Below are 201 nucleotides of genomic sequence, written 5' to 3' on the forward strand. Positions count from 1 at the left end.
TCGCCACCACCTGGCGCAACAACGGCCGACGCACCACACAACTCAACGTCAGCCACGCCTTCCACTCACCCCACATGGACGGCATCCTCGACCAATTCCGCACCACCGCCGCCACCCTCACCTACCACACCCCCACCATCCCCATCATCTCCAACCTCACCGGACAACCCGCCACCACCGAACAACTCACCAACCCCGACT

Annotated in this window: 1 protein-coding gene; it reads left to right on the forward strand. The window is 63.7% G+C overall.

All coding sequences use genetic code 11. The annotated features are described in order from the left end of the window. On the forward strand, positions 1-201 hold a 201-nt coding region (locus tag IF88_RS41860; protein ID WP_037809008.1), incomplete at both ends, for a hypothetical protein.

The sequence above is a fragment of the Streptomyces sp. NRRL F-2580 genome (genome assembly GCF_000720115.1).
In the GTDB taxonomy this organism is placed as follows: domain Bacteria; phylum Actinomycetota; class Actinomycetes; order Streptomycetales; family Streptomycetaceae; genus Streptomyces.